This window comes from Enterobacter sp. MGH 33, assembly GCF_000534535.1.
GTDB classification, from domain to species: domain Bacteria; phylum Pseudomonadota; class Gammaproteobacteria; order Enterobacterales; family Enterobacteriaceae; genus Enterobacter; species Enterobacter hormaechei_C.
The window spans coordinates 802,463-827,042 of the sequence record NZ_KI973212.1; the positions used below are offsets into that span (position 1 = coordinate 802,463).

Below are 24,580 nucleotides of genomic sequence, written 5' to 3' on the forward strand. Positions count from 1 at the left end.
TTCAGCACACTACATAAGGGTGTAATTCTGATGACGCAATTAACCATGAAAGACAAAATTGGCTACGGGCTGGGTGATACCGCCTGCGGCTTCGTCTGGCAGGCCACGATGTTCCTGCTGGCCTATTTCTACACCGACGTGTTCGGTCTCTCCGCGGGCATAATGGGGACGCTGTTTTTAGTTTCCCGCGTGCTCGACGCCGTGACCGATCCGCTGATGGGGCTGCTGGTAGACCGCACCCGCACGCGGCACGGCCAGTTCCGCCCGTTCCTGCTGTGGGGCGCCATCCCGTTCGGCATCGTCTGCATGCTGACCTTCTACACGCCGGACTTCTCCGCGCAGGGCAAAATCATCTATGCCTGCGTGACCTATATTCTGCTGACTCTGGTCTACACCTTCGTTAACGTCCCTTACTGCGCCATGCCGGGGGTGATCACCGCCGACCCGAAAGAGCGTCATGCCCTTCAGTCCTGGCGTTTCTTCCTCGCCGCCGCGGGGTCGCTCGCCATCAGCGGCATCGCGCTGCCGCTGGTCAGCATCATCGGCAAAGGGAACGAGCAGGTGGGCTATTTCGGCGCCATGTGCGTGCTGGGTCTGAGCGGCGTAGTCCTGCTTTATGTCTGCTTCTTCACCACCAAAGAGCGCTACACCTTTGAGGTGCAGCCGGGTTCGTCGGTGGCGAAAGATCTTAAGCTGCTGCTGGGCAACGGCCAGTGGCGGATCATGTGCGCCTTCAAGATGATGGCGACCTGCTCCAACGTGGTGCGCGGCGGGGCGACGCTCTACTTCGTGAAATACGTGATGGATCACCCGGAGATGGCGACCCAGTTTTTACTTTACGGCAGCCTCGCCACCATGTTCGGCTCGCTCTGCTCGTCTCGTCTGCTGGGCCGCTTCGACCGCGTTACCGCCTTTAAGTGGATCATTGTCGCTTACTCTCTGATTAGCCTGCTGATCTTCTTCACGCCGGCGGAGCATATTGCCCTGATTTTCGCCCTCAACATCCTGTTCCTGTTCGTCTTTAACACCACCACGCCGCTACAGTGGCTGATGGCCTCTGACGTGGTGGATTACGAAGAAAGCCGCAGCGGGCGCCGCCTCGACGGGCTGGTGTTCTCCACCTACCTGTTCAGCCTGAAGATTGGCCTGGCGATTGGCGGGGCGGTGGTGGGCTGGATCCTGGCGTACGTGAACTACTCCGCCAGCAGCAGCGTGCAGCCGGTCGAGGTGCTCACCACCATCAAAATTCTGTTCTGCGTGGTGCCCGTGGTGCTCTATGCGGGCATGTTCATCATGCTGTCGTTTTATAAGCTCACCGACGCCCGCGTGGAGGCCATCAGCCAGCAGCTGATCAAGCACCGCGCGGCGCAGGGCGAGGCCATTCCCGACGCCGCGACAGCCGCATCCCATTAACCGGAGGCAACATGGAAATCACTAACCCGATACTCACCGGCTTCAACCCGGACCCGTCCCTGTGCCGCCAGGGCGAGGACTACTACATCGCCACCTCGACCTTCGAGTGGTTCCCGGGCGTGCGCATCTATCACTCCCGCGACCTGAAAAACTGGACGCTGGTCAGCACGCCGCTGGACCGCGTGTCGATGCTGGATATGAAGGGCAACCCGGACTCCGGCGGTATCTGGGCGCCGTGCCTGAGCTACGCCGACGGCAAATTCTGGCTGCTCTATACCGACGTGAAGATTGTCGATTCGCCGTGGAAAAATGGCCGCAACTTCCTCGTCACCGCGCCGTCCATTGAGGGGCCATGGAGCGAGCCGATCCCGATGGGCAACGGCGGGTTCGATCCGTCCCTGTTCCACGACGACGATGGCCGCAAATACTACCTCTACCGCCCGTGGGGGCCGCGCCATCACAGCAACCCGCACAACACCATCGTGATGCAGGAGTTTGACCCGCAGACCGGCACCCTCTCGCCGGAGCGCAAAACGCTGTTTACCGGCACGCCGCTCTGCTACACCGAAGGGGCGCATCTTTATCGCCACGCGGGATGGTACTACCTGATGGTTGCCGAAGGCGGCACCAGCTACGAGCACGCCGTCGTGGTGCTGCGTGCAAAAACCATCGACGGGCCGTACGAGCTTCACCCGGATGTGACGATGATGACCAGCTGGCACCTGCCGGAGAACCCGCTGCAAAAGAGCGGCCACGGCTCGCTGCTGCAAACCCACACCGGGGAGTGGTATATGGCCTACCTTACCAGCCGCCCGCTGCGCCTGCCCGGCGTGCCGCTGCTGGCCTCAGGCGGACGCGGTTACTGTCCGCTGGGGCGCGAGACCGGCATCGCCCGCATTGAATGGCGCGATGGCTGGCCGTACGTGGAGGGCGGTAAGCACGCGCAGCTGACCGTGAAAGGCCCGCAGGTGGCGGAGCAGCCCGCCGCCGTGCAGGGTAGCTGGCGGGATGATTTCGACAGCAGCACGCTTGACCCTGAATTGCAGACTCTGCGCATTCCGTTCGACGACACCCTCGGCTCGCTCACCGCGCGCCCCGGCTATTTACGGTTATACGGCAACGACTCGCTCAACTCGACCTTTACCCAGTCGACCGTGGCGCGCCGCTGGCAGCACTTCACCTTCCGGGCGGAGACGCGGATGCAGTTCTCGCCGGTTCACTTCCAGCAGAGCGCGGGGCTGACCTGCTACTACAACAGCAAAAACTGGAGCTACTGCTTTGTGGACTACGAGGAGGGGCAGGGCAGAACGATTAAGGTTATTCAGCTCGACCACAACGTGCCGTCGTGGCCGCTGCACGAGCAGCCCATTCCCGTGCCGGAGAGTGCGAAGAGCGTCTGGCTAAGGGTGGATGTGGATGCGCTGGCCTACCGCTACAGCTACTCGTTCGACGGCGAGACGTGGCACACCGTGCCGGTGACGTATGAGGCGTGGAAGCTGTCGGATGACTATATCGGCGGGCGCGGCTTCTTCACCGGCGCGTTTGTGGGGCTGCACTGCGAGGACATCAGCGGCGACGGCTGCCACGCGGACTTCGACTACTTCACCTACGAGCCGGCCTAACGGCTCAGGCCGGGTAGCCCAGCGCGCGTGAGAGCTGGAGCCCAGCCTGCTGAAGCTGCTCGCGGAAGTTAGCCAGCTCAGCGTCGTCCACGCGCGAGGTCAGCGTCGACAGGCTCAGGGCTGCAATCACGCGGGACTCGTGGTTCCACACCGGCACCGCCACGCAGCGCACGCCCTGCTCGTTCTCTTCGCTATCCAGGGCGTAACCCTGCTCGCGGGTCTGCGCCAGGGCGCTCATTAAGGCTTCGCGAGAGGCAAGGGTAGAAGGGGTATAGGTGGTGTACTGATAGCCCTCCAGCAGGGCGTTCAGCTCGGCCTCGCCCAGCCAGGCAATCAACACTTTGCCGATGGCGGTGGCGTGAACCGGCAGGCGGCGGCCGATGCGCGAATAGGCGATGGCGGCCAGCTTGCCTTCAATCTTCTCGATATAGACCCCTTCACGCCCGTCCAGGATCCCCAGATGGGTAGTCTGCCCGGTTCGCCGGGACAGCTCCGTCAGCCAGCCTTTCGCCTTCTGCCGAATATCCATCGAGCCCACGACAAAATGACCGCGCTCGACCAGCTTCATGCCGAGGCGATACTTACCGTTCTCCGGGTTCTGATCGATATAGCCGTGAAGCTGGAGGGTTTTCAGCAGCGAGTGGAGGGTACTCTTGCTCAGCCCCATCAGTTTGCTGATGTCGGTGATCTTAAGCTCGGTGGCCTGCTCGTTGAACAGGTCGAGGATCTGCAACGCACGTTCAACAGACTGAATAATCGGCATAATGCTGGTATGTCCACGCTGGAATTAAGGCGAAAACGTACCTTTTTCGGGGTGAAAAATCAATTGAGTAGAGCGGGTTGTGGGAGAAAGGGCATCAGCCGCATCGTCGCCTGATTTGCCCGGCGGCGCTGCGCTTGCACGGGCCTACGGGCTGGGTTTTCTCCCTCTCCCTGTGGGAGAGGGCCGGGGTGAGGGCACCAACGCGCAGAGGACTCAACCCCCAAGCGTCGCCACCATCACCGCCTTAATCGTATGCATCCGGTTTTCCGCCTGGTCAAACACGATGCTCGCCGGCGACTCAAACACCTCGTCCGTTACTTCCATCCCGCCGTGCAGATCGAACTCTTTCGCCATCTGCTTGCCGAGCGTGGTCTGGTCGTCATGGAACGCCGGCAGACAGTGCAGGAACTTCACGTCCGGGTTGCCGGTGAGCGCCATCATCTGCGCGTTCACCTGATACCCGCGCAGCAGCGCAATCCGCTCCGCCCACTTCTCTTTGGCTTCGCCCATCGACACCCACACGTCGGTATAGATAAAGTCCGCGCCCTTCACGCCCGCCGCCACGTCTTCCGTCAGGGTGATTTTCCCGCCGTGCTTTTCCGCCAGCGCGCTGCACTCTGCCACCAGGCTCTCTTCCGGCCAGCAGGCCTTCGGGGCCACCAGGCGTAGATCCAGCCCGGTCAGCGCCGCCGCTTCCAGCATCGAGTTGCCCATGTTGTTGCGCGCGTCGCCCGCGTAGACCAGCGTCATCTCGTTAAACGCCTTGCCCGGCAGGTGCTCCTGCACGGTCAGCAGGTCCGCCAGCAGCTGCGTCGGGTGGAACTCGTTGGTCAGCCCGTTCCACACCGGCACGCCCGCATACTGCGCCAGCGTTTCGACGACTTCCTGGCCGTGGCCGCGGTACTGAATGCCGTCGTACATCCGCCCGAGAACCCGCGCGGTGTCCTTAATTGACTCTTTATGCCCAATCTGGCTGCCGCTCGGCCCTAAATAAGTGACGCGTGCGCCCTGGTCAAATGCGGCAACTTCGAAAGAGCATCGTGTACGGGTCGAGTCTTTTTCGAAGATGAGCGCGATGTTTTTACCGGTAAGTTTCTGTACTTCCTTGCCCTTTTTTTTATCGGCCTTGAGCTGTGCGGCAAGGGTCAGCAGAGAAGTGAACTGTGCAGGGGTAAAGTCGAGCAATTTCAGAAAGTGTTTCTTGTACAGATCAGACATTTTATCCTCACATGGCGAACGCCACTTATTGAATTAAAATTCACTTTATATGTGTAATTATTCATTTGCAACCCCGTTTCACAAATCTTTCCAACAAAGGTGGAGGCAAACCCGTCCGTGTGTGAAAATAGAAGTATCTGCCGCACTTTAAAGAGGATTGAGCCATGGCAAACCCGGAATTACTGGAAGAGCAACGCGAAGAGACGCGTCTGATTATTGAAGAACTGCTGGAAGACGGTAGCGATCCGGACGCGCTGTACACCATCGAGCACCATTTCTCTGCGGATGATTTCGACGCGCTGGAAAAAATGGCCGTGGAAGCCTTCAAGCTGGGTTACGAAGTGACCGAGCCGGAAGAGCTGGAAGTGGAAGAGGGCGACACCGTCATCTGCTGCGACATCCTGAGCGAAGGCGCGCTGAAGGCGGAGCTGATCGACGCGCAGGTAGAACAGCTGATGAACCTGGCCGAGAAGTTTGAAGTGGAATACGACGGCTGGGGAACCTACTTCGAAGATCCGAACGGTGAAGACGGCGAAGAAGGCGACGACGAAGATTACGTCGACGAAGACGACGACGGCGTGCGTCACTAAGCGTTTCAGGCGGTGGCGCGTGCCACCGCTTTTTCAAGGCAGAACCATGGATTACCCGCAGATACTCGCCCCCGTACTTAACTTCCTCCAGTGCCCGACCCCGCAAGCATGGATTGATAAAGCCCGCGACCCGGCGAACCTGCCGCTGCTGCTCACCGACCACATGGTGTGCGAGCTCAAGGCCGCCCAGACCGCGCTGCTGCTGGTGCGTAAATACGTCGCCGACGAAAGCGGTGCCGACGCGCTGCTCGACTGGCTCAAACCCTATGAACAGTTCACCTTCCGCGACGGCCCAGAGCCGGACTTTATTGCCCTGCACAGGCAGATTGGCAAAAGCGTGATGCCCAAAACCGACGACCCGTGGGGCCAGGCGCTCATCGACAGCATGGTGCTGCTGATCAAAGAGGAGTTGCACCACTTCTGGCAGGTGCGAGAGGCGATGCTGGCCCGCGACATTCCGTACGTCAAAATCACCGCCAGCCGCTACGCCAAAGGGATGCTGAAGGAAGTGCGCACCCACGAACCGCTGACGCTAATCGACAAGCTCATCTGCGGCGCCTACATCGAAGCCCGCTCCTGCGAACGCTTCGCCGCGCTGGCCCCGTTCCTCGACGATGACTTACAGAAGTTCTATCTCTCGCTGCTGCGCTCGGAAGCGCGCCATTATCAGGACTACCTGACGCTGGCCCAGCAGGTGAGCGACGACGATATCTCACCGCGCATACAGCTTTTTGGCGAAACTGAAGCCACACTTATCTCGACACCGGACCACGAGTTTCGCTTCCACAGCGGCGTGCCGGTGTAAACCGGCACAACTCAAGGATAAGGATGCGAGATGAAAAAAACGTGGACCCGTACCGTGATGGTTGTTGTGGTGGCCGCCGCCGTGGCGTTCTGGGTGTTCTTTGACAGGCAACGCGCTCCGGAAGCGCAGATTGATACCACCCTCAACGCGATGCCTGCCTGGCAGGTGATTAAGGAGCAGGAGCCCGCGCTGCATCAGCGCATCCTCGACCAGATGGCCGCCCTGCAAAAGGCCGGCGAGCCGGAGCAGCACATTATCGACACCATCCAGCCGCAGATCCTGCATTTGCAGATGACGCGCCTGCAAAACGCACCGGACGCCAACGTGGTGAACTACATGACCATCAACATGGAGCAGACCGCCGCCATCCAGAAGGTGAGCGACGACGCCTGCTTCCGCTTCCTCTACCCGATGGTGAAGGGCGGCGTCAACCCGATGCGCATGCTGGATAAAGACCTGATGACGCGGCGAATGCAGGCCGACGCCGACATGATGCGCGCGGCCTACGGCAAAAACCGCCACACCGTGACGCAGGCCGAACGTGAGGCGGCTGTCGAGGATGTCCGGCCGGTTATGAAGGCGCTTGCCGATAAGTACGGCGAGGACATCCAGCTGTTGCAGATGCCGGAGAAGGCGGTGGGCAAGGAGAAGCTCTCCTGCGACATGGTGCAGGAGATGTGGGCGAAGGTGCTGGCGCTGCCGGAGCAGAAGGCGGCGGGGGTGATTCGGCTGGCGGTGTCTGAGCTGGACTGACGAAGGGCGCTGGTTTTTTGGGCACTTAGCGCGGGTTTAGCGCGTCGTCGCTTGCATGGCGGCGCGCGACAGGTATAATCCACAACGTTTCCGCATCCCCTTCAGTGCCGAAGTGGCGAAATCGGTAGACGCAGTTGATTCAAAATCAACCGTAGAAATACGTGCCGGTTCGAGTCCGGCCTTCGGCACCAAAAGCGATTGTGATAATCGGAAAATCTACAACAATCAGTACGTTGTACAATGAAGCTGGACGTTGACGGCAACTACAAAATGACCGCATCTCCGGCTTTTTTTGTTTATAAAGCCTCGGGCCGGATCTTTTCACTCACTCCCTGTTTTGTCAATCTCTCTCCACGCAACTTCTGAGCATCTCGACATTGTGTTCAATATAGCTGAGCGTCACCTTAATATCGCGATGGCCGAGTAGTTTCTGCGTGACATACAAATTTTGCTCCGGTTTCTGCATTAATTCTGTGGCAACGGTATGACGGTAGCGATGTGATGAAAAGCGGCTGTGGCAGGCATCGCTGAGTTTGGCAAAGAAATAACTCACCTGATTTTCTGTCATCGGTTTACCCTGGCGCAGCGTCCTCCGACTGAAACGATTGATGTTGAACAACTGATCGTCAGCCCGCATTCCCTTTGTTTTCGCTTCTTCAAGCATCTGCTCCAGATAGGGCCGTAACCGGGAGGCGATAGGAACAACGTGTTCATCATGGCTTTTGCTGCCTTCGCTCTGAATAAACAGCGTGTCATGGACCAAATCGATATCCCTGACCCGTAGGTGAATAAGCTGATTCAGCCGGATAGCGGTGTAGTTGAAGGTTTCAACCACGGTCAGCCAAAACCATGCCGGATATAAAGGCGAACGATAGCCGCGCTGCATTTTCTCCCGTTCGATAAATTGGTTCAGCACTTTGCGGGATGCAAGGATTTGCTCGCGGGTCAGGGTTTTCTTTTTCTTACGAGATTCCCGCAGCGATGTTTTCTGGAATGGATTGATGAACTGCTCCAGTAGCCCCTGTTCAATGGCGAAGTTATACAAGGCTCGCATATGGCGCATATAGTGGTTCCAGCTCACCGGCTTGATACAGCGCACATTTAGCAGGTAATGACGCCACTCCAGCACCATATGCGATGTCACTTCGGCGGGTAACACGTTGCGCCAGTGAGTGAATTGGTTTACTGCCGTGCGATAACAGCTCTGGGTGTCAGGTCGCAATAAGCGGGCAAAAAAATACTCTTCCAGGATCTGTTCAAAGGTCATTTGAGTGACTTCCTTCATTGAGCAAGAGATGAGGGTTATTAAAGGGAACGTCATCTCCAAAAAGCGGCGTGGGATCGTCAAGCAGATATCCCTTCAGACGTGAACAACGGCGTGGGCCGACAACGGCGCAGTGCCAGATGTTGAGGCCGTTTTTTTGTTTTCGGTGAAGATTCAGGTTCTGGAACTTCTTCTGTACCTCCCGCCAGTATTCTTCAGGGACATCCTGACCACAGGTGCTAAGCCAGAGTTTGAAAATACCGGGCGTCACCAGAAACACCGACCCGGCGACGGTATGAATTCGGGCATTAGGTTCATTGACTTCCAGATGTTGAGCCTGAACATTACGAATCAGCCACTGCCAGAAGGCTTCGCCTGAAAGTGGGATATCGTCCTGTTCGGGTAGGGGGGATGGTTGTTCTACTACGCAGTCCGGTGCAATCACTGTTTCTGTCGCATTCTGGACCTCCGCTATCGGTGTGACGGTTCCACTAAAGGTTGCGGGCCGCTGTTGTGGATCTTCCCAAATTAGAGAAGGGGAAAAGCGTAACAGCGTGAGTTCACTGCTCCAGCCGCCGCTGGCCTCAATCCGGCAATGCCAGATGGCTTTATCCTCACAGGGAATGAGCAACTGGTGTGCCTGCATCTCATCAAATAGCCGCACGTTATGTTGCGGTACGGCGTCAATCCCCTGGTGCAGCAGCCAGCCGCGCACGGCATCGGCAGCGTTCTTACTGACCAGCCACAGCGCCTCTTCCGTCAGCCAGCCGTCAGAACCGCCATTCGGGTTGTTGAGTCGGAACTCATGCGCCAGCAAGTCGCGCAGGGCGGCGATGATTTGCTGCGGTAGCGAGGTTTGCGGACGATGGATAGCCTTGACTGGATCGCCGCCGAGATTAAACGCCACCGACGCCCGGTCGGCTTTCTGCACCAGTTCACCCGCCAGCCCGGCATACTGATACTGTCCGTTCAAGCAGTGCAGCAGAGTGGATAGCGCAGCGGCATCGGCGGCGAGCCAGTCGAGGCTTTCCGGGGGGAGTAGTTGGGTGAGCAGAAGAGCTGCCGCAGCCGGATGGCGCAGGTAATCACGTTGCGGCAGATAGCGAAACCTATAAGACTGGGTCAGAGGGCCATGCCATGGAAACCAGCGTTGACCGCTAATATCTTCCACTTCGATGTCGGTGATGAGTTTGCCCAGATCGTGCAGCAGCGCGGCGTAGATGATGACCGTTGTCCATCGCTCGGACTGCGCGGCCTGATCTTCCGGCGCTGCATCAGGTGGAAAAAGATAACTCTGCCGCAGCCGTGCGGCATAGCAGGCGGCTTCGAGACTGTGATCGAGCAGGCCACCTGCGTGGGCATGGTGGTGATTTTCCGAGGCCGGAAACGACTGCGCCAGTTCTGCGAAGCGGTGGATTGGTATCAGCCAGAAGCGTTCAAAGAGTGAGGCGGGAAGGGCGGTGCTCTGGCGAATAAACTGGATCAGCTGTTGGCGGGTAGTTTCAGCTAGTAGCGTTTGCGCGGATTCAGGATGCAGCCATCCCTCCGTGACGTCTGGTTCGCCAGTGGATGGTGTGGTGTTTTGCTTTTTGCGCGTCAGCCATATCCGCATAATGGCCCTTTCCCCTTTTTCGGGTAAGCCCGTTACCCCTTCACTCTCTTCCCCTTAACCCTTTGGATTTTGCCTTTTGGTGCCGTCAGATTTAGGGCGAAACTGTTTATTGGGTTGCGCAAATTTATTGGAGTGGAGAAAAACGGCAGAGCAGGGATGCTCCGTCGTTGATATGAAGGTCATGCGCTCAGCGCTAACGGCTGCTGCGCCCGTTCAAGCAGATATTCACAGGCATGACGCGCTAATCCACTGGCGCGGAAAATCGCTTTTTTGTCCTGCTGCAACACCTTCAGCCACGATGCGATGTAACTGTCATGCTGTAACTTCGACTGGATACCGACATGAGCACACAGGAAAGCCGCACCCATTTCGGCGACCAGCTCTTCAAAACTGTACGTCGGATCGCCGAAGGTATGCTTTCCGGCAGTGATGCCGTCCCGGTTCAGCCGTGAAGCATGTCCGGTAGCGTGCGTCAGTTCATGCAGAAGCGTGCCGTAATAATCCTCACGTGAAGCGAACTGCTCAGGATGCGGCATGATGATGCAGTCGCGCACCGGCGAGTAATACGCCCGGTTCTGGCGTCGGTGAGTGATCACCACCGCACTTTGCCGGGCAACCTGCTCAGCGGCGGCGATAGGATCATCGACCATCACGACAGGCTGTGAAAACACCTCCGGCAGTCCTTCACATTGCTGAATATTGAACAGCCGGAACTCGCGTACTACGGCGTAGGACGTCAATTTAGGGTTGCCGTCAGCATCAAGAACCGTGTTCCCATTGCGGTCTACTACCTCGCGTTGTTGGGGCAGATAGAACACGGCCAGTGTAGATTTTTCGCCTTTGCGGATGTTACCGCCCGCATTGCGAATCTGAGTGAAGGTCAGCCAGCGATCGCTTTCATATCCCTGTCGCTCAGCGCTGTTCCAGAGCAGAGGAATATTGATACCGTGATACAACCGCCCGGATAAGGCATTCATCGGCACCACCGGTTCCCCTTCCCGCCACGGGCGAACCCAGGGGATCACGCCTTTCTCCAGCGCGGCGATAATTTCATCGGTGACTTTCTGGTAAAGATCGTTGCTTCTGTTCATAAGCGTAACCTCATGATAAAGAAGCCGGGTACAACGCTCCCGGTCGGGAGTCGCCCGGCACGGGGAGTGAAGGATGCTGAGGTAATCAGCAGGAGTGAAGGGCAGTAACCAACAGGTGGTTATCTTCAAGCGTTAAGCGTAGCGGCGTCATCAGCGGTACATTGCTGCTGCCGTCAGAGGGCAAACAGTACAGACCGAAATTGATGCTCTTACGGTCCGGGCCTGCGCTTTTGAATGTCAGCATAGTGGCGACAATCAGGTTTTCGAGACGGTCATCCTCCTGAGAGGGATCGGGTGGAAAACTGACTACCTTTTCCCAGGCCTCAGTTGAGACAGACAACGATAAGGATTTTGCTTCAGGGCAAGATGAAGTAGGCATAGTATTTCTCCAGGGATGAAAGCAGAGAAACACCGCCCGGCAGGGAGGGATTCCCTGCATGGTGGGGTAGAGGATGTATCAGGCGCTAAGCGCTGTCCGCGAGGATGATACGGAGCGGACGAAAAGGCGAGCCTCACCGGGAAGGTGGCAACCTGAAGGCTCTGGTTGCGGGTCAAACTTCGTACAGATTAATACGGTATAAATAATAATCAAGCGTCAGGCTGTTCTGTGAGAGAGTTCGGGGCTCGTTATCCTGGAAGCCAGTCTGGTGCGCAGGATTTATCCGCTATAGGGGTTAAAGGCAATTTATCCTCTGGAGGGGATAGAGCATATTGGGCAATCAATGATACCTGTGAAGCTCACTGTCTCAGGCTTTGAAGATCTGCTTACGGTGCCAGCCAACGTATTGTTCAGTGGGCCACAGCGATGTGTCGTGAGGAAGATGCAACGGCTGGCCGTTCCGTTGCCAGAACAGGTTATCCACTACCGGGCTACGGCTGACGCCTCCGGAGATGCGGATGGTAAGGTTTTCATCTAGCCCGAACGCGCCCATATCAAAAGCATCGTGGTGCAGCGAACATAGCGCCAGACCGTTGTTCACCACACACGGCCCGCCATAGGTTTTCCAGTGGATATGGGCTGCTTCAATACCAACCAACGCACCATCCAGCCGTAGATCGTAACCGCAGAAAGCACATCGGGAGTGGTAAGCCCGGAGCACGATATCTCTGAAGCGCGGATCGCGGTTCTTTGAACGGTCGATAAAATCCAGACCCAGTTGGTTGGCGAGGATCCGCTGAATACTTTCGGGGAAGCGATCCATCAGGATTTGCTGGACCAGTTGGTCAATCATTTCAGGGTGAGTCAGCAATTGCTGGTAAGCCGCTTCATCAAAGCCGCCTGCTACCTGGTTATCAATCAGCTCTTTTTTTGTCGGCTGGGTGTTGCCTTTACGGGGTTTACAACCTTCTGCGTTGGTTATTTCCCAGAAGCCGTCAGTTCTGAGCCGCCAGAAAGGCATATTGGGATAGTCGGTGCGTCGCTTGGGACCAAACTCTTTCAGCAGACGAGTAAGCGGTTCGTGGATCTCCAGGCCGTAGTTAAACAGGCGCGGGTGGCCTGCTTTGTACTGCGACAACACATACAACAGCAGCAACGGCTTATGTGGCGCGCACACATCACCCTGACGCCATACAGAAACGTTGGAAATGGCTGATTGCAGTGCTTCGAGAGATATCATGGGAATGAACCGGGTAACTGGCTGATGTTATTGCGATCATGCTCGCAAAAGCGGTGAAATTCAATTGTAGCTCGTCACATTGATTAGAGAGAAATCGATGCTTTAAGTCTATAACTCTGAAATATACCTATATAAATAACCGGTAACTGTCAGATCAGGCCTGAGCTAATACAGATTAGGGGGGATTTGTTACCTGCTCTAAATAGTTATATGGATGCCTCCCCGATGCAAGCATGGGCAGATCTTTTTCAAACAAGGTAACTAAACACATATATCCGGCTTCGTCAGCCCAGATAAACATCCGCAATCTCTGGCCTCATTAGTCACATGGCTTGTTACAGCCCAGCTATTTAAGGGGAGGATTGTTAGTACCATAACTCATGTTAAATAATTCGAATCTAGTGCTCGTGGTCAGAATACGCTCAACAAAATAGATATCTTTGTAAGGTGAGGTAAAAGATGTAACGAGTGCTAATCATTCTCAGCGTTAGGATCCGAAACGGAGGATAAAGCTTAACTTTAGCTGTGGTCATTTGAATGCTGTAGTTATTGTAACTACAAGGCGATAAGTTTTGCTTTTATAAAAAATTATAGTTAGTTAAGAAATAAGTTGGTTCATTTCACTAATGAAATCGGCATTAAATTATATAATACGTACTCTTAAATATTCCTTGGAAGGTTTTTCTTTCTGTGGTAAAATGAACAGATCTAAATTTTAAGGAATTGTCAATATGTCATTTTGGCAAAAACCACTTAGTGAAACAATTGTCCAATCAAAAAAATTAATTGGCAGTGATGTTAACTTTAACGTGGTAGCTAATTGGTTTGAAGGATATCAAGAAGATGCACCCACATCTTCTAATCAGGGTACATCCAATTTGGCATTTCAGCGGTGGTTTAGATTCAAAGAAGCCTTCTCACCTAAATTTGTTACTGATACCTTAAATTATCTACCTTACAAAGTTGGCACTTGTCTTGATCCTTTCCTCGGGAGCGGTACTACATCGGTTACATGTAAGATGTTGGGTATTAATTCAATAGGTACAGAGGTTAATCCTTTTTTGGCAGACTTGGTTGAGGCAAAATTGACCACCGTTGATACTGATGCATTTTATGATAGTTATAGCCATCTTATAAAAAAGTTGACTATCATGGAATGTGATTATCAGTTAACACCAGGAATGCCTTTATCATTTAATGAGCCAGGAATAAAGGAACGTTATGTGTTTTCTAATAGCGCTTATTCGACTATAAGGGCTATTTTAAGATGTTCACACGCGTTGTCGAAAGAACACCATAGATTGCTTAAGGTTTTATTGGGTTCTGTATTAGTAGAGAATAGTAATACGATAGTTAATGGTAAAGGAAGACGGTATAGGAATAATTGGAATACACGTATTCGAACTGGTTTGGATGTTATTAAGTCTTTAAATCAAGCTGTTGATGAAACTATCAAAGACATTGCTAGCTTTAGCTATTACAATAACAGTTCTCACTCTATATTAAGAGGTGATACGCGAGCACTTCTTCCTACTATTAACCACGCGGATGTGGTTATTTTTTCGCCGCCATATCCTAATTCTTTCGATTATACAGATGTTTATAATATTGAGTTGTGGATGTTAGATTATCTTAAAAGTAGTGATGATAATCGTTCACTGCGTAATAGAACCCTAAGATCGCATGTCCAGGCGAAATGGACTGCTAACCCAGATATAGAATTAAAATCCAATTTGCTAATGGATACGATTACAACGCTACAGAATCAAAGAGGGATTCTTTGGAATAAAAATATTCCTGAAATGATTTCTTATTATTTTGAGGACCTATATTTTATTTTTATGAATTTTAAAAGGATCTTGAAAAGGGGGCATCATGCTATTGTTGCGATTGGCGATAGTCGATATGCTGGTGTTCATGTAGACGTTGGGGCTATCCTAGAAGAAATAATTCAACCTCTTGGCTTCATTTTGGTTGAAAAAGGTGAGATTCGTTCAATGCGAAGCAGTTCTCAACATGGTGGTAAATTCGAACTATCTGAACACTGCCTGGTATTCGAAAAAATATAAGAGGATTTAAAATGGCAAATATAAGGAATAAAATATCGTTACCTATAATAAAAAGGGTTCAACTTTTTAATTTTGATTTGTATACCAATACTCCTGATATAGATACTACGATATCCAAAGAGGTTTATTGTCTCATAGGCGCTAATGGCTTAGGGAAATCGACATTTTTGAATACAATTACATATGCTATAACTGGCGCTATTCCTCTTATAGAACGTAGTTTCCTTTCGGCCCAGGATTATTACAAAAATGCACTAAAACCATCGCGAACACATGATTATTATGATGGCAGAATTAGTGAATCCCTAAGGTCTGATGCAAGGGTTTTAGTCGAATTAGAATGTAATAATAATAAAATTAAACTAGAAAGATATATCTTCGGTGATTGCAAAGTCTCTAATTTAACCATTAAAGAAAATAATAAAATTAGTAATTATACTGCACCTGAAGTTTTATCATCGACAATAGATGATATTTATAAAACAAAAATATGTGAGTGGTCTGGACTACAAGATTTCAGTCAATATGTTTTTCTCTTTCACTTCTTGATGGTTTTTGATGAATCCAGACATTTACTGTTATGGAATGATAATATTCTAACGAATGCCTTATATATAGCATTTGGAACAGATCCTAGTATAGCTGCTTTGACCGATAAATTACAAAATGAAATGGAGAAGGAAAGTTCTCGAGGTCGAAATGCTAAGTTTGCAGCAAGGCAGTTAACGCAACAAATAGATGAACTACTTAAACTAATAAAAAATAATCATGATAATAGTAGCTTAACTGATAGCGAAATAATGGAGGAACATAAAAAGCTAAAAGATAATTACGTTGAGTCTCAAAAGAGGACGCAAATTAAGCAATTACAAAAGAGAGAGCTTGAAATAAAATGTGCTGAACTGAGCTCAAAATATTCGGCTCTTGAAGTGCAATATAGAAAAGCATTTTCATCAAGATTATCTAATATAAGCCATCTTACCCACCATCCAATAATAAAGCTTAGTATTGAAGATAATAAATGTGCCTTATGCAATTCTGATAGTACAGATGTATCACAAAGAATAAATGCTATAATATCTTCTGAACAATGCCCTTTATGTATGTCTAATGTTAGCAATAAAGACAATGAAGATAAGCAGGCTCTGCAAACATTAAAAGATATTGATATAGATAGAAATAAAATAAAACATGAATTGGATAGCACATTCACAATACTGGAACGGGTGACATTAGAGCTAAATATTGCAGAAAATAATGAGCAAGCAGCGCTAGATACAATGAATAGTTTTGAAAATGTTAATCCAGATTTAAAATATCTTGAGAATATACCTGATGCTTCTTATCTCGGGAGTGAAATAAATAATATTAAAAATCAAAGAGATAAGTTGAATAGAATAAGTAAGGAAAATTATGAAAAAAGAGATGAGTTACGTGAAAAACTCCGTATTCATGAGAAAACATTAAAGTCAAATTATAATAATTATGCGGACTCATTTGTCTTTCGTTTTAGAGAGTTGGCAGAAGAGTTTATAGGTATGTCTGTGGATGTTCAGCTTGAACATCATAAAAGTAAAAATAACGCAGGTTTTGGTTTAACTTTGAAAATGAATGATAAACTGAGGCCAACTTCAGATAAATTATCTGAAAGTCAGCGTTTCTTTATTGATATAGCATTGCGTATGGCAATTACTGAATTTATGTGTGAAGGCCCTGCAACATTATTGATTGATACGCCTGAAGGTTCTTTAGATATAGCATATGAAGCACGTGCTGGTTCAATGTTCTCAAAATATGCAAAGATGAATAATTTTATAATAATGACTGCTAATTTACGAAGTTCGTATTTAGTTCTTCGCTTGGCTAAACAACAGAAATTAGATGGTATGCAAATTGTTAAGATGACAGAATGGACGAATTTGACGGAAGTTCAGAAAAGTGAGGAAGTTTTGTTCATCGATGCCTATAAACAAATTGAAATGGCTATGGAGTAAATTATGGATAGCTTTTCGCCAAAATCTTATTATGACTCGTTATTGATTATGGATGAATTACCTGAATCTCTTCGTCCAATTTCTTTCATTGAATATCATCTTTTTTCTTACTTAGGCTGTGTTCTTGCCTTATTTCAGGGAAATGCAGTTAGTAATTGGGGGTATAGCTATACTGTTACTGAAAATGGCTTTCCATTTTCGAGAGATCTACAAAACTCGATCGATATGTTAGAAAAAAAAGGTTTCATTTTTGTTGATGAAAATGGGCTTTTTTCCCCTAACCCTGAGCTTGTAACTAAAGAAATTGAAAATTTTTATTTTGTAGACGAAATACCTAAACGGCGTGAGTTAATTAAAACATCTTTAGAATGTGCTCTTAGTATACCACCAGGAGCAATTAGGTATGCGATTAAAGATACTCCAGGTTTCATTTTAAATAAAACAATATCTCAAGCAGCATTATTGTTGGAAGAAGATGATATCGATTTATTATATAAAGAATATGAAGTTATATCAGAATTAATTGGAAAGGAAAATAAAGACCTTTTATCTCCAGCGGTAATTTGGCTTTCAGCTCGAGTTATGAGAAGTGAAGGATGACAATTAACTATGAAAATAAACATAGATAAACTTCAGAAAATTATTGCGGGAAATCCTAATTTGCATGCCTATCAGGCTTTTGGTAATGAAGGAAGAGAGTGTCTTACATCTTTACAAAATCAACTTAAAATAATATATCAGCATTACCCTGCAGAAAATATTTCTTTCAATTTCACAATTGTAATGAGAGTGACTCAGAACTCTTCGAGTTCTCTATTGGAAGAATGGCCTGAATCTATTCATGGTTTCAATATTGAAGATATCCAATTTGAATTGGGGAAAATTAAAAAAAGCAATGTTGTAATTGAGTTAATGGAGGGGGGAGACTATTATCTATATAGCTCAGATGTGTGTTTTGAAACATATGAGCTAGTCAATGATTATATTATATATAATTTCTATAAAGGCGTTGAGAAATTTATAATAAAAAGTAATGAGGATTTTGTTCACCCTCCTTCACCTATTATGGTTAGCAATTTTAGTATTCCTACATATCATTCTTTAGATGAAGCATTAGATACTTATTATATAAAAATGGCAAAGGAAACGACATGCAAAATCCTTCAAAATATCTGGCATGGTGGAGTGACAGGGCCTAGGTTAATACTTAGTAATAAACCTGAATCAATTATGAGGGATTCACTCACTCAGGCTTTAACACTTGTTTTAGGCAAGGGGGTGGAAGTTAAGGCTGAGCATAATACTGATGAGACTAAACCCGTTGATATAAAGGTGTCTTGGTATGGGAGTCGGGCAACGGCTTTGATCGAAATTAAATGGTTAGGTTCTTCTATTAAGGAAAATCCAAAAGACGTCAAAAAACCATTTACTACTTATTGGGATTCGAGAGCTCATGATGGAGCGCAACAGCTTATTGATTATATTGACCGAGAAATAAGAAGTTGTACTGAAAGTATCCCTCAGGCTTACCTTGTTGTTTTTGATGCTAGGCGAGAATCGTTAAAAAATATCTCTGATAAGGTCTCTATAGATGATGCTTTTTTCTATGAAGACAAAGAAATTACGTATGACTCTAAATATGATTTATTGCCTTACTTTAATAAACCTCTAAGGTTTTATCTAAGGCCTAGATATTCTAGCTTGTAAATTATATTCTTAGAATGATCAGACTATTTAAAAGTCTGATCATTCTTCTATTATTTCCGAGAATATATTAATGTTCTATAATTGTCTTTAGTGTTAGCCACCAAGCATAAACACATGCCTCAGAGTTTGAACTATCATCATCCAGTAAGCCGTGAGCAATATTATTCCTCAGGTTAGGACCAAGTGCGTCAGTGAAAATAGCCTTCAACTCGAAACAAAGATTCTCCCCAAATAAATCTGTAGCAGAATCAAAGTTAAGTAATGTTCCCATGCCAACTTCTTGAGTAATTCCGTTTTCATCTGTATTAGTTGTGTTTACTCCAGCACTTTTTAATTTTTGGCGTATAATATTCTCGATTTGTGGACATAATAGATATATAGCCGTTCGAAAGTCACGTTCAAAACCATACCATAATGCGTTGGCAACAGATTTATTATAGCTTCGTGGTATTATTGACGAATAAAAGCACAATGCTTCCATGTCATCTTTAGTTATACGGTGTTCCATTATAATTTGATCGAGAGCCGGAATAAGAGTCCCATTAACAATAATACTCAGATTGAAGTTAAATATCTCCATGATTTTACTAAAAATGATCAATTCATCATCTGATGCACTATTATTATTTGATATACTTGGAGTTCTGGCAATCATACGTCCATCTTGTGATACTATTGTTCTTCCAATAGTATTTAGAAAACTTGGTTCGGCTAAACTGGCACTAGCCTGTTCTCTTAACGTCGTATAACTTTCTGTAATAAAACCAGTAAAATATAAAATCGCCATCTCCAGTGGATGTTTGTTTGTAACATGAGCAATAGCTTGCTCAGCTTGGGTTGATAAATCAATACCATCTGTTCGAATCTCATACATATTCTCAAGCGCCTCGGCTCCTGTTCTGAGAATGGCTTGTTCGATTTCTTCTAATTTACGCTCTACATTATATTCAGCTCTATCGGCTTGTGGAACTTTACGATAGGCTTGCAAAGCGTCTTCATAAAAGCTGTTCGCAACACCGGGATTTGGATTTTCACCAGAAAGTCGCTGCTCAGCTTCCTTGACGAATGTTTCGGCGATTCTTACTTGGCAGGTGATAGCTCGATTGAACTCTTTTGCTTTTCTAAATAACTTCTCTGATACTTTAAAATATGACCGCTTGATATGAAAGGCTAATGACATGGTTTCAGGTACGGTGATCTCATCCCCTATTTCAAAAAGGGTTTGGGCAATTGCATCTGTATCATTCCCGAATAAATTCGTTCTATTGATTGATTCACCTATGCGGTATCGCATTAGTGGAAAATCTTCATAGCTCAATGTCAATGCTTCTGCGAGGCGCTGTTTTATTATATCAATTGTTGTGAAGTCTTTTACTTGAAAACTAAGTGCTATGGCCCTTTCCCAACATAGCTGTTCACCTTTCTTCCATTCCTCACTAGTTATTGGAAGGGCTAAGTATGATGATATAACAATTCTGGCATGTTCAACTCTTCTCGGACGTTTACATAACCACAATATATCTGCCAGACGAGCTTTAAGTATTGGAAAGTCTATATGAACCAAAATAGACTCTATAAATATAAGATCTTCTTCGGTAAGATCGTCTGGAATCATACTGCTACTATTTGAAGACGTTATAAATGGTCTGTAAGGTTCGTTGGGGCTTTCTGGTGTCAGTGCCATAGAGCAGAGACTTGCGAAAAAATTCATCATATTCGAAAGTACTTCTGATGCTTCCCTATGATAAGCCTCCGCCAGTTCCTGAAAGTTACATTTTAATGAATGATAACCATGTGTGGTGCTTGAGGCCGCCTCTTGCCATCTGCTAGCGAGGAAAAGATCCGAAGTAAAAGTCATGTCATTAAGTCTTCTTTATTAATTCGCGATGGATCAGTTGTAACTCACTTTATGTCTGCTGTTTTAGGGAAATGTTGCATTATTTATTTTGTTACAACAACCGTCCCCCAGCCTTCCCCCCGCTATCCTGAGCCACCTTAATCCCACCCGCCAGCGCCCCATTCACTGCCACGCCAACCCTCGCTCCCGCCCACGTCATCGCCCCCAGCCAGAACGTCGGCAGCACCAGAAACATCGACCCCATCACCAGATTGATAATCACGTCATCCTGCGTATTCTGGATCCCGGCCAGATTCCAGCTACTGTGGGTATCGCTGTTGTAGAGTACATCCAGCAACCAGCTATCGAGCCACCGCGCCAGCTCCCACCAAAAGGTGAGGAAGAACAGCGCAAACTGTACAAACGTCAGCGTCATCACCACCTTCACATCCCACGCCGAGCAGAGCGTTATCAGTGGAATACAGATCACCAACGCCATTTGCAGCAGCGCCTGCACCATCGGTAGCGCCTGACGCACGCTGTCGAATGCCGGGAACGCGGCTATGCTGCTGAGGATATTTCCGGCGCTGGATGCCAGTCGGGTGGCGGCATTGGCGACGGTGCCATCGACATTACCGCCGTAGCCGGGGTAAACACGTCCATCCTGCGATACCTGCATATTGCGCTCGCTGACCAACGAACGCAGCACGGCCTCTTCATATACTGTCTGCGACTGACCGAGCTTTTTAAACGCCGTCCAGATATCCGGGGCCGGGAGTTGCAGTAGCCGGGCTTTCAGACCAACGGTGTCATCGGCCCACCACTGTTTACAGGTAGGGTAGCCACCGGCACCTGTATCGACCAACCCGGCATCGCGTGATGCGCTATACGACCAGTCGCTATGTGGTGAAAGCGCATGATCGGTATCGTAGTAACCAGCCGTGTTGAGAAAGTACGATGATCCCAGCCAGGCCGTATCGTCACTGGTGTCATCGTCCAGCTCTCTGGCGCGGAATTTCAGACGGGCGCGGGAAGGGGCATAACACTCCTCGACAAAATCCCGCAGTTCCTGAGCCAGCGCAGGATCCTTGATTCGGGTGTGCTGCACCTCAAAACGGATCTGACGTAGATCGGGTTGGCAGGGCAGGGTGGCAACCGTTGCGCTGGTGATGCCTTTGCTGATCACATGAATAAAGTACCACCAGACCGGGACGGCGGCGGTTTTGCCGCCCAGTGAGTTAATAATCGGCTGATAGCCGGTATTGGCGGGTTGTGGTACCGACATTCCGCACAGCTTTGAGCGCGTGGTGTCATATTTGATGGTATCGAGGTCGATGTTCAACATCGGTACGCAGGTGAACATAATCACCAGCAGCGAGGTGTACATCAGGTGCTCGGTCCATACCAGGGACAGCGCGGCTTTGTTGCCCTCATCCGCTCCCTGGTTTCTGGCCTGTAGCCACAGCGCCAGCAGCTTAATCAGCAGCGGCAGGGCGAATAACCCGGTGGCGCTAATCGCATTCCACAGCCCGTTATTGACCACCCAGCCGAGCAGCGTCAGAAAGTATTCCAGATAGCTGTTGGTTGTCACCGGAACACCTCCGGCACGATTTCGTTGAGTACAATCAGTACGATAAATATCAACGCGATACGGCGGATTGCCGGACGATGTGGCGGCAAGCGGTCATACAGATGCCAGCCCACACCACAAATCACACCGTACAGCATTATGCGCCAGGGCAGCAGGTCGCTGCGGTTAATCTGCGGTGTATTGTCAGCAGCCAGATAAAACATCACTGCCATGCAGACCAGAAGCAGGGAGCCGGACAGTATCAGCCGTTTCATTGCGTATCCCCGCCAGTAGGTTTGCTGAGATCGTCCATCCGTTTGTCGGTATCGTCCTCTACGCCGACAGCCTGACCTTTAGTCTTCGCCCGCATGGTCTGGCGTTCAAGGATGGTCAGTGCGGCGTTATCTGCCAGCGACTGGCGCATATCCAGTTCCAGTTTAAGCTGTGACAGTTCCTGGTCGAGCTGGGTGGTGGTCTGGGTCAGTGCGGTTTGCGCCTCCTTTTCACCGGAGATATTAGGTTCGCGCATCCCAGCCAGCAGCGTGCGCCGGGCCATCAGCGCCTGTTCCATCACGCGGGAGAGCGCCAGTTCGCCGGAGAGGCGCTGGATAAGCACCGCTGCATCGGGATCGTCGCGCAGCGCTTCAATCACGCCTCGCGTCAGATGCAGTTCACCACCGCTGGCCTGCGCCAGCGTGTCATCGTTAACGGGCTGGCTGTGGTTCACCATATCGATAATCAGCGGCTGGATCTTATCCTGCTCTTCCTGAATCAGTGGCGTCAGCCCGACGCCCGATTGTGCGCCACTTTGCTGGTCAGTGTCGCCGGATTGATCGTTATCCGGGGCGACGTTAATGGTTTGCTCGCCAACTACGCGAGTCAGCCATTGCGCAGCGTCGTCGGGTTTGCTCCATACTTGGCAAAGTTCACCCTGACAGTCGTTGCTGGATACCGAACTGGTACTGGTCGCGCTGCGATTATTGAGGATGTTGTAGCCTGCGACCGTCGTATCGCGAACCAGTTTAATGGGCGGCTGGCCTTTACCGCCCCGACGTTCGCCACCAACCCAGCGTTTGCCTTTCTCTGCCGCTTCTTCGGCTGCTCGCTGGTCGGCGCGAACGGCGTCTTTTTCGCTGGCCGCAATGCCCTGATAGTTCTCCGCTTGGGCGCTCTGCGTCCAAGCTGGACCGAGCGCATAATCGGTCATCTTGCCCGCCATCTTCTGGCAACTTAACAGTGATTTATCGAAGTCGAGCCGTCCCTGAAGTACGCCGTTGGTCAGCAGATCGTAGAGCTGAGGATTGGCACGCTGGATCACCATAGCGGGCAGGCTGGCGACCGCGCTGGTTGCGCTTTCGATAACCTCTCCCATCAGCTGCTGGAAGCCGTCCGTCACACCGTTGAGCTGGTTGCGCACCGTGGTATCAATATCGAAATTGCCGCACATCATATCGCTGTTCCAGCTTACACCTGCCGTTAGTGGGAAGGTGTTACGCCGGGTTGCGGAAGGGGGAATGGCCGCACCGCCGCCGATGCGGTAATACATCCAGTCGCTGATCGCCCCCTGTTGCTGATACTGATATTTATCAGCCGCCGGGGCGAAAAAGGCGACGAACAGAAGACACCAGGCTGAGCGCATCGTTAACCTCCGCTGCTGCCAAGAAAGGTCTGCCCACGACGCGGGCAGCATTTATAGGGCCGCCACAACGTCCAGACATATGCGCCATCTTCCGCCAGTTTATCGGCGTAAGAATCGGTGGAGGAGCCATCTGGGAAGATGGCGCAGGAGGCGGATTTTTTTGGAACCAGCATCTGCCACTGATGATTACTGATGTCGCCCTCTGTAACTGGATCAGGCGGCCAGTAACCGTCGTGTGAAGAGGCAGTCAGCGGAATATAAACATGCTGCTGACCATTGCGCGTTACCAGATCGGCAGCGCGTTGGGCGATGACTGCCCCGGTCTTGTAGTCATGCGTCTGGCTGAGCGCTCCGGCTCGCGGGTAGATATTGCCCCACATATCGCCGTCTTTACTCACTTCGCGCAGTCCGGGCGTTAATGCCTCCGGATAAAACATCTCCGGTACGCCGCTGCGCCAGGCGAGCGCATCCAGCGTGCTGAGAAAGTAGGGGAGGAAAGGCTGTGATGACGGGGCGCAGACATAGCCAAACTGAGAGAAGAAATTTGCCAACGCATCACCGGCAGGAAAGCCTATTGCATCTGCGTTCTTGAAGCGGACTTTACTGTGCTGGCCGACGGCACGGGGATTGGTATCACCACCGGCTTCAGCGATACCGGGCAGCGGCGAGCTGAGTGGCGACATCTCGGTCCACGGATTTTGTCCGGTTACGCTGTAGGCTGATACCACCAGGTCCGGGCGGAAATGCCGTACCTTCACTGACGTGCGTACCGAGCAGCCAAAAGGTGAGCAGAACAGCCAGTAGCAGACGCCCACAATCTGGTAATGCACGCATTCCGGCGACAGCGCGGAAACGGCGATTTCTGGCGTGGTGATGGCCTGTGCGAGATTGGACAGGCACAGTAGCGGTATGAAGAACAATCTACGCCTGAGCATGTTTCCTCCGCGACACGATGAATACAAAATGGTGTACGCGGAGGAAGCATTTAGCGCAGTAAGAAATTCAATACTGCCT

General features: G+C 50.3%; 22 protein-coding genes and 1 tRNA gene. 10 read left to right on the forward strand and 13 right to left on the reverse strand.

The annotated features are described in order from the left end of the window. Positions 1–30 precede the first annotated feature (30 nt). Positions 31–1,413, forward strand: coding sequence for an MFS transporter (locus tag L379_RS20065; RefSeq protein WP_032652345.1), 1,383 nt, complete (start codon positions 31–33; stop codon positions 1,411–1,413). Between the two features lie 11 nt (positions 1,414–1,424). After that, the gene (locus L379_RS20060; protein ID WP_032652347.1) at positions 1,425–3,035 is read left to right on the forward strand and encodes a glycoside hydrolase family 43 protein; all 1,611 of its coding nucleotides are present in this window, start codon (positions 1,425–1,427) and stop codon (positions 3,033–3,035) included. Positions 3,036–3,039: 4 nt separating this feature from the next. Here the strand turns inward: L379_RS20060 and xynR are convergent, their stop codons facing one another. The 3 genes from xynR to L379_RS26185 all read right to left on the reverse strand — a co-directional run bounded on the left by xynR (position 3,040) and on the right by L379_RS26185 (position 5,081). Next, on the reverse strand, positions 3,040–3,798 hold the full coding sequence (gene xynR / locus L379_RS20055; RefSeq protein ID WP_032652348.1) for a DNA-binding transcriptional repressor XynR: 759 nt from the start codon (positions 3,796–3,798) through the stop codon (positions 3,040–3,042). Positions 3,799–4,011: 213 nt separating this feature from the next. Then, the gene (gene argF / locus L379_RS20050) at positions 4,012–5,016 is read right to left on the reverse strand and encodes an ornithine carbamoyltransferase (protein ID WP_032652350.1); all 1,005 of its coding nucleotides are present in this window, start codon (positions 5,014–5,016) and stop codon (positions 4,012–4,014) included. Further along, the gene (locus tag L379_RS26185; RefSeq protein ID WP_213014347.1) at positions 4,986–5,081 is read right to left on the reverse strand and encodes a putative translational regulatory protein ArgL; all 96 of its coding nucleotides are present in this window, start codon (positions 5,079–5,081) and stop codon (positions 4,986–4,988) included. The genes argF and L379_RS26185 overlap by 31 nt, the downstream gene beginning before the upstream one ends. Before the next feature lie 99 nt (positions 5,082–5,180). Between L379_RS26185 and rraB the strand changes: the two genes are divergently transcribed. The 4 genes from rraB (at position 5,181) to L379_RS20030 (ending at position 7,355) form a co-directional block, all read left to right on the forward strand. Next, positions 5,181–5,606 carry a ribonuclease E inhibitor RraB gene (rraB, locus tag L379_RS20045; RefSeq protein WP_003862940.1) on the forward strand — a complete coding sequence of 142 codons (426 nt, stop codon included), beginning with the start codon at positions 5,181–5,183 and terminating at the stop codon, positions 5,604–5,606. Positions 5,607–5,652: 46 nt separating this feature from the next. After that, entirely contained in the window at positions 5,653–6,411 is a 759-nt protein-coding gene (gene miaE, locus L379_RS20040; protein WP_032652352.1) for a tRNA isopentenyl-2-thiomethyl-A-37 hydroxylase MiaE, read from the forward strand. 30 nt (positions 6,412–6,441) lie between these two features. Next, a complete protein-coding gene (locus L379_RS20035; protein WP_032652355.1) occupies positions 6,442–7,164 on the forward strand; it encodes a hypothetical protein in 723 nt (240 codons plus the stop codon). 106 nt (positions 7,165–7,270) lie between these two features. Further along, positions 7,271–7,355 (forward strand) — tRNA-Leu (locus tag L379_RS20030). Between the two features lie 149 nt (positions 7,356–7,504). Here the strand turns inward: L379_RS20030 and L379_RS20025 are convergent. The 5 genes from L379_RS20025 to L379_RS20005 form a co-directional block, all read right to left on the reverse strand. Then, positions 7,505–8,431, reverse strand: coding sequence for a tyrosine-type recombinase/integrase (locus L379_RS20025; protein ID WP_032652356.1), 927 nt, complete (start codon positions 8,429–8,431; stop codon positions 7,505–7,507). Beyond that, positions 8,421–10,040 (reverse strand): MobH family relaxase, encoded by a 1,620-nt coding sequence (gene mobH / locus L379_RS20020; RefSeq protein ID WP_032652358.1) that lies wholly within the window; start codon positions 10,038–10,040, stop codon positions 8,421–8,423. Before mobH ends, L379_RS20025 begins: the two co-directional genes overlap by 11 nt. Before the next feature lie 179 nt (positions 10,041–10,219). Beyond that, entirely contained in the window at positions 10,220–11,131 is a 912-nt protein-coding gene (locus L379_RS20015) for an ArdC family protein (RefSeq protein WP_032652365.1), read from the reverse strand. 85 nt (positions 11,132–11,216) lie between these two features. Next, the gene (locus L379_RS20010; protein ID WP_032652366.1) at positions 11,217–11,510 is read right to left on the reverse strand and encodes a hypothetical protein; all 294 of its coding nucleotides are present in this window, start codon (positions 11,508–11,510) and stop codon (positions 11,217–11,219) included. A gap of 367 nt (positions 11,511–11,877) precedes the next feature. Next, entirely contained in the window at positions 11,878–12,750 is an 873-nt protein-coding gene (locus L379_RS20005; protein ID WP_032652367.1) for a phosphorothioated DNA-binding restriction endonuclease, read from the reverse strand. Between the two features lie 731 nt (positions 12,751–13,481). On the opposite strand from L379_RS20005, the gene L379_RS20000 reads away from it, so the two are divergent. From L379_RS20000 to L379_RS19985, 4 genes are read left to right on the forward strand one after another with little or no spacing between them, the layout of a single operon-like run. Next, positions 13,482–14,819, forward strand: coding sequence for a DNA methyltransferase (locus L379_RS20000; protein WP_050597024.1), 1,338 nt, complete (start codon positions 13,482–13,484; stop codon positions 14,817–14,819). Between the two features lie 11 nt (positions 14,820–14,830). After that, positions 14,831–16,813, forward strand: a complete 1,983-nt coding sequence (locus L379_RS19995; protein ID WP_032652368.1) for an AAA family ATPase — start codon at positions 14,831–14,833, stop codon at positions 16,811–16,813. 3 nt (positions 16,814–16,816) lie between these two features. Then, positions 16,817–17,413, forward strand: a complete 597-nt coding sequence (locus tag L379_RS19990; protein WP_032652371.1) for a hypothetical protein — start codon at positions 16,817–16,819, stop codon at positions 17,411–17,413. A gap of 9 nt (positions 17,414–17,422) precedes the next feature. Beyond that, positions 17,423–18,520, forward strand: a complete 1,098-nt coding sequence (locus L379_RS19985) for a hypothetical protein (protein ID WP_032652373.1) — start codon at positions 17,423–17,425, stop codon at positions 18,518–18,520. A 67-nt stretch (positions 18,521–18,587) separates the two neighbouring features. Here the strand turns inward: L379_RS19985 and L379_RS19980 are convergent, their stop codons facing one another. From L379_RS19980 to L379_RS0123810, 5 genes are all read right to left on the reverse strand, one after another. Further along, positions 18,588–20,378 carry a DUF4209 domain-containing protein gene (locus tag L379_RS19980; RefSeq protein WP_050597025.1) on the reverse strand — a complete coding sequence of 597 codons (1,791 nt, stop codon included), beginning with the start codon at positions 20,376–20,378 and terminating at the stop codon, positions 18,588–18,590. A 91-nt stretch (positions 20,379–20,469) separates the two neighbouring features. Then, complete coding sequence (locus L379_RS19975) at positions 20,470–21,948, reverse strand: conjugal transfer protein TraG N-terminal domain-containing protein (protein ID WP_032652375.1); 1,479 nt, start codon at positions 21,946–21,948, stop codon at positions 20,470–20,472. Beyond that, entirely contained in the window at positions 21,945–22,202 is a 258-nt protein-coding gene (locus L379_RS19970; RefSeq protein ID WP_023180024.1) for a hypothetical protein, read from the reverse strand. The genes L379_RS19975 and L379_RS19970 overlap by 4 nt, the downstream gene beginning before the upstream one ends. Continuing rightward, complete coding sequence (locus L379_RS19965) at positions 22,199–23,566, reverse strand: integrating conjugative element protein (RefSeq protein WP_032652378.1); 1,368 nt, start codon at positions 23,564–23,566, stop codon at positions 22,199–22,201. The genes L379_RS19970 and L379_RS19965 overlap by 4 nt, the downstream gene beginning before the upstream one ends. Before the next feature lie 2 nt (positions 23,567–23,568). Further along, the gene (locus L379_RS0123810) at positions 23,569–24,501 is read right to left on the reverse strand and encodes a TIGR03756 family integrating conjugative element protein (protein ID WP_071992871.1); all 933 of its coding nucleotides are present in this window, start codon (positions 24,499–24,501) and stop codon (positions 23,569–23,571) included. Positions 24,502–24,580: the final 79 nt, after the last annotated feature.